Origin of the sequence: Clostridium sp. MCC353 (assembly GCF_018785315.1) — a bacterium.
In the GTDB taxonomy this organism is placed as follows: domain Bacteria; phylum Bacillota; class Clostridia; order Lachnospirales; family Lachnospiraceae; genus CHH4-2.
On the sequence record NZ_WQPN01000006.1, the window covers coordinates 69,096 to 82,169 of the forward strand.

Sequence of the window (13,074 nt, forward strand, 5' to 3'; positions counted from 1 at the left end):
TATAGCCTCCCATATTCCGGATTCGGACATAAGAAATTGTAAGCGTGCAGAATTTTTCTAAAAGCCTTCGGGAAAGACCGCAACTCACTTCGTTCAAACAAGCGGCTCTTTCCCTCAGAACGAAAAATCCTACGCGCTAACAGTTTCTAATGTCCTGCATAGTCATATGGGAGGCTATATGAGGGGACAGGGCCTGGAACAAAGCCCGGGCAAGTCCTTCTGCCGCCCTCCGCTGCACTTTTTCCCGCTACCCACGAAGTATTACCAATGGATTTTGTTTTTTAATTTCCTGGAACAGGCAGTCTTTGTCGTATACGGAACAGATCATTTCTTTTCCATTCCCTTTAATTACAATACGGTCCAGGGATGCGGCGCTGGAGGCGATTGGGTTGTGGGTTTGGCTGACTTCTGTAATATCTCTGATTTTGATTGAATCTTTGCCAAAACCAAAGGCAAGAGTAAGTACGCCGTCGTTGATTTCTACATAATTCCGGACAATAATCGGGAGAAAAACCACGTTAAAAACCAGGGCTCCGATCATTAAAGCAATGATGCTGTCACGGGAAAATAGAAGTTCGTAGAGCATTAACAGATTGCCTCCGATAAAGATCAGCCAGAACCAGGCTGCTATTTTACCTTTTAGTCTCATCTCTTACCTCCTGTCATAACTGCTGCTGTGGATTCTCCTGTTACCAGTTGGGCTTCAAATACGATCTGCTTATTTACACACCGTCCGTCCATCAGGTCAAACAGCAGTTCCACAGATTCCAGCGCCATTTGGTCGCAAGGCTGTTTCATGGTAGTGAGGGACGGGCAGTAATATTCTGCCATCTCGATCCCGTCAAATCCGGCTACGGAAATGTCTCCGGGGATCATTTTTCCCGCATCAGCCAGGGCCCGGCAGACGCCGAAAGCGGTGACGTCAGAAATGGCAAAAATCGCAGTGGCACCAGCTCCTGATTCCAAAAAGCGCTTGGCGGCGCTGTATCCGCCGGACATGGAATACGCGTCCGTTTCCGCATCCTGATGGATCACCAGCTCTTCGCGGTATGGAATATTGTGATCCGCCAAAGCTTTTTTATACCCGGCCAGCCTCATTTTGCCGACAGCAGTATCTTCTTTTCTGGCGGCAGCTATGGCGATCCGGCGGTGGCCCTGGCTGATTAAGTGGGAAACCATCTCATACGACGCGTTTACATCATCAATGGAAACAGAGGAATACAAAGTTTTATCGATATCCGGGTTCAGGCGGCAGGCGCACATGACAAACGGGGCTTTCAGACTTTTCAGCTTTTCTTCTTCATGATCCGCTTTCCCGCCTAAAAAGATCATGCCGCCGGGCTTTTTCTCCTTTTCCAGCCGGAGAGCCGCTGTCACCTCGTCTTCCTCCTCATCCACATGATGGATCAGAATGCTGTATTTATATCTCACGATCCTGTTTTCAAAAATTTTAATCATCCGGTTAAAAAATGGATTCGTAATCCCCTTCATCAAAACAACAATCATTTTCGATTCCACACGCTTTAAATTCCTGGCGCTGTTATTGGGGATGTAATTCTGTTCTTCGATCACCCGCATGATCTTTTTCTTGGTTTCCGCATTGATATCCGGGTGATTGTTGATGGCCCGGGACACGGTGCTGATTCCCACTCCGCAGAGTTTTGCCACTTCTTTGATTGTAATCTGATCCATGTTGAACCGCCTTCCCTGTTTTTCATTTGAAACCGCCGTCTTATGCGGCTACCTCAAATTATAACAGGCAGACAGTTCATACCGCAAGACCAATTAAGGACCGGTGAGCAGATTCCTCTCACGGTATAATTTCCACTGGTTTTCAAAGAAATAATCAGCTTCCGGGAGGGGCCGGACGGGCCGCCATCCGGCGCTGCATACGCCGTCCTGACAGACTATTTCCTGGATGATGCCGTCATGGGCCCCATGATCCGGCCTGCACCGGTACAGATCAGGAAACCGTTCATCCGGTTTCTCCCCTCTGCTGTCCGTATACAGCGCGGACCCTCTGCTGCCGGCCCCGCTTTTGGCATAATCCAGCATGGCGCTGAGATAAACTTTTTGGGATAAAAGCATGTCACGAAGCCGGTAAAACATGGGAAGCTGACGGACATCCGGTTTCCCGGCCAGTTTTAGAAAGTCCCCAAACTCCCTGTCTGCGGCCTCCAAAGCCTCGTTAAGCCCTTCTTTGCTCCTGATCATCCCGCCGGACGCGCTCATCCGTCTGGTTCCCCTGTTCCACAGTTCTGAGAGAGTGCAGGTCCCGGATGCCCGTTCCGGCAGTTCCATAAAACGGGCCGCTTCTTTTCTCAATTCCGCTTCCATTCCAAGCTCCGCCTCTTTTCTAAGCTCTGCTTCCCCCATTTCCGGGCAGCTTCCCCGCTGTTCTCCATGAAGTTTCCTGTAATGGATGCGCCCGGCAGCCCGCAGCGCCCCAACCTGTCCCGCATTTAAAGCAGTGCCTCCCGGCCGGGTCACCCCATGGCTTCCGCAGGCTTCCCCCACGGCAAACAGGCCCAGAATGTCCGTCTCCCAGAAAGCGTCCGTGGCGATTCCACCGTTATTGTGCTGGGCGCATACAGCGATTTCCAGCTTATCCCGGTATAAATCCACATGATGATCCCGGTAAAACCCGATTGCAGTCTCATTCATCTGTCTCAGCCTCTCAACCGGCGTTCCGAACAAGGCCCCGGCCTGTTTCAGATAATCATAGGCTTCTGGCAGCAGCTTTTCGAAAGGGATTTCCTGATCTTTCGTATTCCGTGTGAAATCCAGGAATACCCTTCTGCCTTTCAGTATGGTTTCCTGATATACCAATAAGTCAATCACTGACGAACCGCCGTAAATCTTGTTCACATCAAACGGCCACTGATAACCTTTCAGGAAGACCAGGGAAAGCATTTCCTCTGGTTTTTCAAAATAATCCGTTAAAAATTCCCTCTCATCATTTCCCTCCTGATCCGTGGACAGAAATGTGGGAAGCACCTGCATATAGGTTCCGCTGACATTCCACCTGGGATTTAAAGAGGCCATTCCAAACTGCCATTCCGTCAGGTTTTTCCCTTTCACCCCCGCTTCAAAAGCAAGGCCTCCCGCCCCCAGCTGGGAAACGGGATAGACGCTGTCATGGTACATGCCCGCCGGACCGCCGGTTGCCAGAATCAGGTTTTTACACCAGACCAGAACGTAAGACGCCTCTTTTGAAGAACTTTTATCCAGACACAATACGCCATACAAAATCCCGTCTTTCACCAGCAGGCGGACTGCCTGCATCTGATCCAGAATCCGAATGTCCTTTTCTTTTACCTGTTTTTCCAGGCATTCCGTCATGATCCTGGACGTGTATGGCCCGGCGCTGGCCGCACGCCGTCCCCGGTCGTGATCTGTTTTATATCCCATAAACTCATCATATTCCGTACAGGGAAAGGGAACCCCGGATTCCACCAGGCTGAAAAAACACCGGGGAGACAAGGACGCCTCACACAGAGCCTGGTCGCCGTCGACGCACCCGCCGGCAAACAGATCTTCAGCCATGGAGCGGACCGAATCGAAGTCCCGGCCTGCCAGGGACAGTTTATAGTAGGTCTGTTTATCCGATCCCGTGTTTCTGGACGTTCCGGCATTGATGTGTTCCGTGATCACCGCCAGGTCCGTTTCCCCGAATTGGTGCAGGCGGAGAGCTGCCTGAAATCCTGCTGCCCCGGATCCTATTACCACATGTTCGATTCTAAGTTCATGTACTCTCATATTTCCTCCGTTTTATGGATCTTACAGCCGTTTAATATGGAATCCTCCGTCCACATCCACATGATTGCCGGTGGTGTAGAGAACCCTGTCCGAGCAAAACAGGCTGACCATGTCCGCCACGTCTTCCGGCCGTCCCCAACGGGCGATGGGAAATACTCCGTCCTCAATCATCCGGTCGTATTTTTCCGTGACTACGCTGGTCATGTCTGTTGCGATCACACCGGGGCGCACTTCATTTACCACAATTCCCTCGGAGGCCAGGCGGTCGGCGAACAGTGTGGTCATCATGGATACCGCTGCCTTTGAAATGCAGTATTCGCCCCGGGATATGGATGAAACTTCCGCCGAGCAGGAACCCACATTTACGATATGGCCTTTATTGGCAAACACCTGCTCCTGGCCGATCATCTGCTTTGCCGCAAGCTGGGTTAAAAACAGGGTTCCTTTGGCGTTAATTCCCATCACCCGGTCAAAGCTCTCTTCCGTCATCTCCAACAGATCAGCTCTCTCCCTGGGGGCCACCCCTGCGTTGTTGACCAATATGTCGATTCTGCCGAAATGTTCCACCGTCTCTTTTACAACCCTTTCCCGGCTTTCCCTGTCATCGACGGACCCTCTCACATAATGCCAGTCAATTCCCAGACTGGTCAGATGCTCTAAGGCTTCCCGGTAGTTTTTCTGTTCCCCTGTAGCCATGACCACCACCTGGCAGCCGTCTAATCCAAGCTGTTTTGCTATGGCGTATCCGATTCCCCGGCTTCCGCCTGTTACGATTGCAGTCCTTTTCATGTTATTTTCTGTCCTCCATCCTGTTAATCTCCGATTTTCTGAACACGGTGGGAGAAAATCCCGTATTTTTCTTAAACTGTTTGGAAAAATAGGCAAAATCCGTATAACCGCATTTCTCCGCGATATCGGAAATGCTCTGGTTCGTCTCCATCAGGAGGGCCTTCGCATGGCTCATTCTCAGAGAAATCGTATAATCCATAGGGCTGTAACCCGTCTCATCTTTGAATACATGGGCGATATAATTCTTGTTTAAATACAGGGCCGCCGCCACGCTGTCCAGGGAAATGTCCTCCGTATAATGGTGTTCCAGATAGTTCATCACCCGGTAAGCAATCTCCGTGGACGAGTTCATTTTCTTCACCGACAGGGCCTTTTCGCACTCCCGGAAAATGGTGATGAACATTTTCCTGAGATCCGCTCCCACATACATGTCCCAATAAGGGCGTCTTCCCAGATATTCCCTCTCCATTTCCTGAACCAGACCGTAAATATCGTTCCAAACCGGCTCCTTGAATGTCAGCAGGTGGGAAAAATCTGCGGGACGGCGGATGAAAATGGATATGATTTCCGGATATTTCACCTCATTCCGGAAAAATGTCGGAGCGATTTGGATGATATAGCGCTCATATGGGTATTCCAGCACTTCAAGGGTGTGTTCCTCCAACGTGTTCAGCACGATCATGCCGCCCCGGGACACCTCATATTTCTTTTCTCCAACCTGATAAGAAATTCTCCCGGAAAGCAGAAACAGAATCTGATATGTATATTCATAATGATGCCTGAGCTGATAATTACATGAACTGTACCGATGTTCGATCCAGAAATCTTCCATAGCCTTTCCTCCGCAAAACCTGTTTCAAACTATTGTAACACAGATTCCCCCCATTTTCTTACAGCATGATGTTGAAAAATATGGTCGCCAGCAGTACATTTGCCAGTATAGCAAAGGGCTGCGCGGCTCCATAACCAGTTGTCGGTTCTTCCGACCCGGTGGAACTGATGGCTGCTCCAAGCCCTGGCGCAGAAGTACACCCTCCGGCAATGGCCCCGCTTAAAATGATCCAGTTTAAGCCGAATACCTTATGCCCGATGAAAAAGCTGGCCAGAACAGCCACAGCCTCAACGGCGATTGCCGATACCGCAATGGCAAGCCCGGAACCCATCAGGGAAGTCACCACCTCATATCCATAGCGCAGCCCTACCACCGCCATAAAAAAGGTCAGCCCCATCTGGTACATGATGCCCAGGGACTTGGAATCCATTCTGAAATTCACAGGCCCGATCTTTCCGATATAGCTTAAAATCAGGGCCGCAAGAAGCACTCCTCCAGCCGCTCCCAAAGAAAAACTGCCGAACCTGCCCAGGGGAATCGTAATGCTTCCCACAATGATGCCGATTACAGCCACCAGGGATATGACCATAAAATTAAGGGGCTGTTCTTTTCCGTTCCGGGACCCTTCCTCAACTGCTCCGATTTCATTTCTGTATGCCTCTTTCTCTTTCTCCATATCAATCCGGAACAGCTTTGGCAAAAGGGAAATCATCACCACGATCACCAGAACTCCCATGGGAAATGCCACCGTATACCCCAGGCTGACGGCAGACGACGCCTCTTCCTTATAGACAGCAGTCTGCTCCTCGCTGAGTTCTGCTGTATTCTCCTTTGTCAGAGCCCCGGCCGGGTCAATCTTTTGAAGCATCCGGTCCTTTTCCTCCGGCGAAGCTTCTTTATACAGCTTCCCGTAATCCACATTTCCCGCCGCATCCAGAGCGGTTCCGTAGCCCGGGGTGGTGGTCATAGCCCCAGCGTACATGCCGATGGTTTCAAACGGCGTGATGGCCGCGTTGGAAGAAAGCACGGTGCTGTAGAGCACACAGGCGGTAATCATGGATACAACTGGTATGGACACCCCTATGACAACGAATTTTATGCCGTATTTCTTGAAAATGGTTCCGATACTGTTTCCCACCTTCAATCCGATGGAAACCAAAAACAGCAGCAGAAAGAAGGTAAAAAACGCCTGCGCCACCACTCCTGTGGACAGGATTCTTTTCGCATTGGCATATCCTATGCCGCCTTCCTGAGCGGTGTGCGCCCACTTTGTAACGAAATACCCTATGAGAATCCCGGTAAAAATGCCGCCGGACACCCCCAGTGAAAAACTCTTTATTTTAATCTTTCCAATCATAAGCCCTGTTGCGATGGCTAAAAACATTAAGAAAAACTGGTTTGTGAAAATAGTATTGATAAATTTCAGCATTTGTTATCCCCCTGATCTGATTATACATGAAAAACCCGCTCTGCGTTGCCGTAAAGAATCTTCTGTTCCGTTTCTTCTGATAGATTCAGGCTCTCAACCGCCTTTAATGTCCGGTCGATATATCCTGGCCCCTTTTCAGGATCGAAAGGCATGTCGGAAGCGAACATGATATGGTCTTCTCCGAAGAAATCGATCCCGCACCGGATCGCTGAAGCCGAACCAAAAGAGGCGGTATCTGCATAGAATTTTCTGAACGTATCAATGGGTTCGCCCTTCATCCTTGTCTTTGTCAGTTTATCCTTTAATTCAGGCGCCGTCCTTCCCCCGTACATTTTAAGCCCATTTTCAATCCGGCCTTCCAGCATGGGGATCATGGCGCCCACATGGTGGGTCACAATCTTCAAATCCGGGAAATCTTCAAAAACACCTGCAAAAGCCAGCCTGCACATGGCAATCGTAGTCTGGTACGGCCATCCGATTAAAAACCACAGCTCATACTTGGAACACTCTTCCGCCGGAAATTCCGGGGTGGACTGGCCTCCCACCGGATGGATCAGAATGGGAAGTTCCAGTTTTTCACAAATCTCGTAGATCGGCCAGTATTTTTCCTGGTCAATGGCCTGGCCGTTCATGTGGGCGTAGATCTGAACGCCTTTTGCTCCCATGGATTTGCACCTTTTGATCTCTTCTACAGAGGCGGACACATTATTGAACGGGATTCCGGCGATAAATCCCTCGTAATACTCCGGGTATTTCTCTGTTATTTTCTTAATCTCGTCATTTCCAACCGCCGCGATTTTCGGAGATTTGTCCGGGCCCGCGAACAGCTCAACGGGCGGGGAAACAATATTGGGGATCTGCTTATACCCCGGGAACTGTTTCAGCACTTCCAGTCGGTAGTCCATGTCGGACATCGCCTGCATTTGTAACGCCCGGATGAACATATGGGACTTGTTCGGGGATTCGTTCATGGCCAGTTTGGCATATTTCTGCGGCATCAAGTGGCAGAATACATCGATTGATTTCATTTTGATACTCCTTCTCCTTCAGTTTGGCAAAGCCGGATAGAACCAGAGTGTGGTGCCGGCATCGCTTTCTGCTTTGATAATATCATTTCACGGATGGAGTTATCCTGTATAATCCTGTTGTAAATATGGAATATCTTGTTTTTTTACGGATGGGATTTGTGCAGGCAATGGGAGGATTGGCGGCATCAAAAAAGATGCCGCCCCGCAGTAAGCCTTGAGCAGCATCTATTTTAAATGACAATATATTAAATCTTGCACTCTTCTGCCATAATACAGCAGTTCTTCTTATAAAAAGCAATGCCATAATACCTAAGAGCCGAATAGCCGTCCCGGCTCAATTCGTTTCCGTAATGCTTTTCCTTCATCTGCTTCATGGCCGTTTGAGCTGCCATTTCCATATCATAGTAAGAATCCGCAGTTTTCAATTCAAAAATCATTACCGTCTTCCTGATATCCGGGCTTTTCAGCATGATATCATACCGTCCGTCTCCCGATTCCTGATTGGACGAGACAGCGTAACCTTCGATCCGATCCAAAAGGCCAAGAAGAAAACCGTGGTAAAAGGCTTCTTTATTATCATAAAAACTGATGGATTCTCTGAGGATCAATGTCAGCTCCTCCTGAAATACACCAATATCGGCAGATGCAATGCTGTCATAAAGCCTCTTCATATTTTTCTCTTTTAATTGATGTCTGAACCAATCCAGAATTTTTGTCTTGTATATATAAAGAACCTCAGCATTGGGAATTGCCATAGTCACATAGGGCGTACCACCCACCGCCTTGCGGCCGCACATCGTCAGATATCCGGTAAAGAACAGGAAGTTCCACAAATTATCTTCTGACTTTTCAATATCATCGTAGGTTATATCTTCATGAATTGGCTTTTCGATCGTTCCCCCGCCGATGAGCAGTTCCAGCTCTTCTTTTGTTGATAAATCCGCATGTTCCACCAAATTCCTGATAATCCGGTTGGAACTGGTGTTGGCCCAATGTGGCGACGGCCATGCATGAGCCGGGTCAACGTACATCGCTTCCATATGATTTATGACGCTCCAGGGATTATAAACCTGTTTGGTTCCAAATGTATAACCGTCATACCATTCTTTGAAAACTGCAATCCCTTTCTCATCGTCAATTCCATAAAACTCTGCCATTTGGTCCACTTCTGTCTGCAGAAATCCGAAATATTCATCGTAATTCGCGCTGAGAATCGAGTTCATTTTCAAATTATTAAGCCCGGTGAAAATGGATTCCCTAGTAATTCTCAAACATCCGGTAATGACCGCAAATTCCATAAATGGATTGGATTTCAGCCCTTCTTCGAAAAATGAACGGATGAAAATGGACATTTTATCATAATAGCCTGTAAAATACGCCTGTTCCAGAGGAACATCATATTCATCAATCAGAATGATAGCTTTTTTCCCGTAATACTGATTCAGGACTTCACTGAGAAATCTCAGCGCGGCCGTATAATCGCTGCGCTTTGCCTGGCCTCCCATAATTTGTATAAACCGGTCCTTCTGCGCCTCATCCAGCCTGGCACTGTCAAGCACAAACTTGTGCCTTCGGTATTCACCGGTTACCGCTTCAACAATCTTTGCGTAAGATGTTTCAAAATCTTCCTGCCCGGCCGATTTAAGCGAAAACGAAATCACCGGATAAGCTCTCATATGCGCCAGATACCCCTCTCCTGCCTCCATGATCTTCAGACCTGCAAAGAGTTCGTTATTAACTGCACCTGTCATTTCGAAGAAGCATTTGAGCATACTCATATTCAGGCTTTTTCCAAACCTGCGGGGCCGGGTAAACAGGTTCACTTCCCCCTTCTTATCGAGCAGTTCTTTTATTAACAACGTTTTATCCACATAGTAATAGCCGCTCATTCTCAATTTTTCAAAATCATCTACACCAATAGGCAGCGGTTTAAAAGCCATGTTAATTCCTCCATGCCGAAGCATTTTTTGCGCAAATACTGCGTTATGCAGGCAAGCGCTGAGAATTTCAGATTCCCAGCGCGATTCAAATCTGTGGCTCCGGCACAAATTTGGGTGTTGCCTGCCGTCCTGAATAAATATATAGAAATTATAACTTTTTCCTCAATGAATTACAAGGCTTAACCTTTCACCGCCCCGGCCACAACCCCTTCAATAATATATTTCTGGCAGAACAGGTAAAAAACAATGATCGGAATGATTGCCAGCACCAAGAGCGCCATCAGGGAACCATAATCCTTCGCCCCGTAAGACCCCATCAGATACTGCACCGCTACCGGGATCGTCTTATACGGCGTGGAAACGCCAATGACCAGATAAGGCAGCAGGTAGTCATTCCAGATCCACATGGCATTTAAAATCGCCACCGTAATGGCCGTAGGCTTTAAAATCGGCATGACGATCATAAAAAATGTCTCCAGCGGATTGCACCCGTCAATCATGGCCGCCTCTTCGATCTCGTAGGGGATGGCCTTGACGAATCCACAGAACATGAACACGGAAAGCCCCGCCCCGAATCCCAGGTACAAAACCACCATGCCCAGAGGATTGTTCAATCGCAGCATATCCGCCAGCTTTGACATGGTGAACATGATCATCTGGAACGGAACTACCATGGAAAACACGAATATATAATAGAGGGCGCTGGTTAACCTGGATTTCACCCTGGTAATATACCAGGCCGTCATGGAAGTGAATAGAATAATCGCTGCCACAGAAAATACCGTTATAAACGCCGACCACCCAAAAGCCGCGAAAAATCCTGTTTTTCTGATTCCCTCCGTATAATTCTCCATCCCCGCAAACATTTCACCGGACGGCCATGCGAAGGGGTTATCGCTGATATACAGCTTTCCTTTAAAGGAATTCATCAGGATAAAGAAAACCGGAACCAGAAATACCGCAACCAACGCGCACAGCACGATGAAAATAATCGGGTGCTCCATTTTTCTTTTACTCGTATTCATCAGCTCTCAACCTCCTTCTTTCTGGTAAATGCCAGTTGTGTCATGGCGATTCCCGCCACAATGATGAAAAATACCACCGCTTTCGCCTGGCCCACGCCTTCAAATCCTACTTTTCCATAAAACGTGTTGTAAATATCAAGGGCCAGCATGGCCGTCTTATTGGACGGTCCGCCTCCTGTCAAAGCCAGGTTCTGGTCAAACATCTTAAACGAGTTGGCAATGCTCAAAAACAGGCAGATGGTGATGGACGGCATGACCATGGGGATCGTTACCCTGGTGAGTGTCTGCAGCCCGCTGGCCCCGTCAATTTTAGCCGCCTCTAAAATGTCCGTCGACACATTCTGAAGGCCTGCGATATAGATAATCATAATATAGCCGATTAACTGCCAGTTCATGAGAATGACCATTCCCCAATATCCATAAGCCGGGTCCATCAGCATGGTAACGCCAATCTGGGATAACACCCCGTTTATCATGGACTGCCAGATATAACCCAGGACAATCCCACCGATCAGGTTCGGCATAAAAAATACGGTTCTGAAAATATTGGTCCCTCTGATTTTCTGTGTCAGCATCAGCGCCAGGATAAACCCGCATACGTTAATGGTAATGACCGCAACCACCGCGAATTTCACGGTAAACCACAGGGCATTTAAGAAATCCTGGTTGGTAAACGCTTTGATATAGTTGGAAAAGCCAACAAATGTGGCATTTGTGACCGTTGTGAAATCACAAAATGACAGATACAGCCCCATAACAAACGGTATGATAAACGCGATGAAAAATGCAGTTAATGTGGGCAGGACAAAAATTGCGAAATAGCGTTTCATAGTTTTACCCATAATTTTGCCTCCTTTTGGCCGGGATTAGTTAAATCCCATTTACTTCCCCGCAGCCTTTTCAACCTTCCACTGTTCAACCACAACGGCCTTCACCTCATCCCAGCTCATGGTCCCCTGCGCATATTCCAGAAGTGCACTTCCGAAATTATCCTTGAATGTCTGGCTCGGGAATGTGGTAAATACCCATGGAATATTGGTTTTTCCGCTGTCCATAGACGCTAACAAAAGCTGCGCCAGCGGATCGGTTGGTTTTTCCTCGTCGCCAAATGTAGAAAACGGCGCGATATTTCCCAGTTTATTTGTCATATAATCTTTGCCTGTTTCAGAGTTGACCAGCCAGTAAACGAAATCTAAAGATGCCTTCTGGCTGGCTTCGGATACCTGTTTATTGATGCAGAAATAGTTTTCCGTACCGGCGCAGAGCCCCTGGTTTTCTTCTCCCGGAAGTCCCATATAGACCGGCAGAACCCCGATATCTTCCGCCTTCACCACATTGCCGGACACATCGGCGATCTGGCCCCAGGCCCAGTTTCCGTTCTGCACCATGGCAGCCTGGCCTAAAGCGAATTCCGCCATGGAATCATTGACGCCTTTGCTTCCCAGCATTTTAGGGTCTGTGGTGGAATTGTTGATGTAGAGATCAAAGATATTTTTGAAGTTATCGCTGTATGTAAATTCGATTTCATCCAGATCATCCACATCTTTATCCTGATATTCCTGATAGATGGGGAGATTAGCCGTGTGTGTCTGCCATCTCCACTCTTCGCCCGGAAGCAGGGAGGTGGATGCGAACACGCCTTTTATGCCCAGTCCTTCTTTCTTAGACTGCATATCTTCCACCACCGCTTTTAACGTATCGAAGTTATTAATCTCGTCTGCGGATGTGACCACCGCTCCATCCATAGCGAAATATTTCTCCATAATGGCATTGTTATAAATGATTCCATATCCTTCTATGGCGAACGGAATTCCATAAACGCCGCCGTCTTCCCCTGTAATTGCCACGGATTTGTCAATCAGGGCCTTGTAAAAATCGCTGTCCTTTAAGTCCAGGCAGTAATCTTTCCAGGACTGATATCCAATCGGCCCGTTAATCTGGAACAGCGTGGGGGCGTCTGTCTTGGCAATCTCGGATTTCAAGGTGGATTCATAATTTCCTCCGGCCGCTGTCACGACTTTCACCTCAACTCCCGTTTCCTGGGTATAGACCTTTGCCAGCTCTTCCCATACATCCGTAACTTCCGGCTTAAAGTTCAGGTAATAAACCTTTCCCACACTGTCGTCCTTTTTGTTTCCTGACGCACAGCCGCTTAAAACCGCGGCCGCCATGGCTGCGCAAAGCATTCCTTTTACTGCATTCTTTCTCATAATTTTCTCCTCCCGGATTTTATTTTTATTGGAATTCACTTGATTCCGATATTTAGAATCGT

11 protein-coding genes are annotated in these 13,074 nt (G+C 48.2%); all 11 read right to left on the reverse strand.

What is annotated here, in order from left to right; genetic code table 11:
* Positions 1 to 247 precede the first annotated feature (247 nt).
* Positions 248 to 649 carry a PH domain-containing protein gene (locus GPL15_RS01510; protein ID WP_215695262.1) on the reverse strand — a complete coding sequence of 134 codons (402 nt, stop codon included), beginning with the start codon at positions 647 to 649 and terminating at the stop codon, positions 248 to 250.
* The gene (locus GPL15_RS01515; protein ID WP_215695263.1) at positions 646 to 1,692 is read right to left on the reverse strand and encodes a LacI family DNA-binding transcriptional regulator; all 1,047 of its coding nucleotides are present in this window, start codon (positions 1,690 to 1,692) and stop codon (positions 646 to 648) included. Before GPL15_RS01515 ends, GPL15_RS01510 begins: the two co-directional genes overlap by 4 nt.
* A gap of 93 nt (positions 1,693 to 1,785) precedes the next feature.
* On the reverse strand, positions 1,786 to 3,759 hold the full coding sequence (locus GPL15_RS01520) for an FAD-binding protein (protein WP_215695264.1): 1,974 nt from the start codon (positions 3,757 to 3,759) through the stop codon (positions 1,786 to 1,788).
* A gap of 21 nt (positions 3,760 to 3,780) precedes the next feature.
* A complete protein-coding gene (locus GPL15_RS01525) occupies positions 3,781 to 4,548 on the reverse strand; it encodes a 3-ketoacyl-ACP reductase (RefSeq protein WP_215695265.1) in 768 nt (255 codons plus the stop codon).
* Between the two features lies 1 nt (position 4,549).
* Entirely contained in the window at positions 4,550 to 5,380 is an 831-nt protein-coding gene (locus GPL15_RS01530; protein WP_215695266.1) for a helix-turn-helix domain-containing protein, read from the reverse strand.
* A gap of 58 nt (positions 5,381 to 5,438) precedes the next feature.
* Positions 5,439 to 6,809, reverse strand: coding sequence for a hypothetical protein (locus GPL15_RS01535; protein ID WP_215695267.1), 1,371 nt, complete (start codon positions 6,807 to 6,809; stop codon positions 5,439 to 5,441).
* Positions 6,810 to 6,829: 20 nt separating this feature from the next.
* Entirely contained in the window at positions 6,830 to 7,837 is a 1,008-nt protein-coding gene (locus GPL15_RS01540; protein ID WP_215695268.1) for an amidohydrolase family protein, read from the reverse strand.
* A gap of 245 nt (positions 7,838 to 8,082) precedes the next feature.
* Positions 8,083 to 9,777: an AAA family ATPase gene (locus GPL15_RS01545; RefSeq protein WP_215695270.1), complete on the reverse strand. Its 1,695-nt coding sequence runs from the start codon at positions 9,775 to 9,777 to the stop codon at positions 8,083 to 8,085.
* 179 nt (positions 9,778 to 9,956) lie between these two features.
* Positions 9,957 to 10,802, reverse strand: coding sequence for a carbohydrate ABC transporter permease (locus tag GPL15_RS01550; protein WP_215695272.1), 846 nt, complete (start codon positions 10,800 to 10,802; stop codon positions 9,957 to 9,959).
* The gene (locus GPL15_RS01555; protein WP_215695274.1) at positions 10,802 to 11,644 is read right to left on the reverse strand and encodes a sugar ABC transporter permease; all 843 of its coding nucleotides are present in this window, start codon (positions 11,642 to 11,644) and stop codon (positions 10,802 to 10,804) included. Before GPL15_RS01555 ends, GPL15_RS01550 begins: the two co-directional genes overlap by 1 nt.
* Positions 11,645 to 11,683: 39 nt before the next feature.
* The gene (locus tag GPL15_RS01560) at positions 11,684 to 13,012 is read right to left on the reverse strand and encodes an ABC transporter substrate-binding protein (protein ID WP_215695276.1); all 1,329 of its coding nucleotides are present in this window, start codon (positions 13,010 to 13,012) and stop codon (positions 11,684 to 11,686) included.
* Between the last annotated feature and the right edge of the window lie 62 nt (positions 13,013 to 13,074).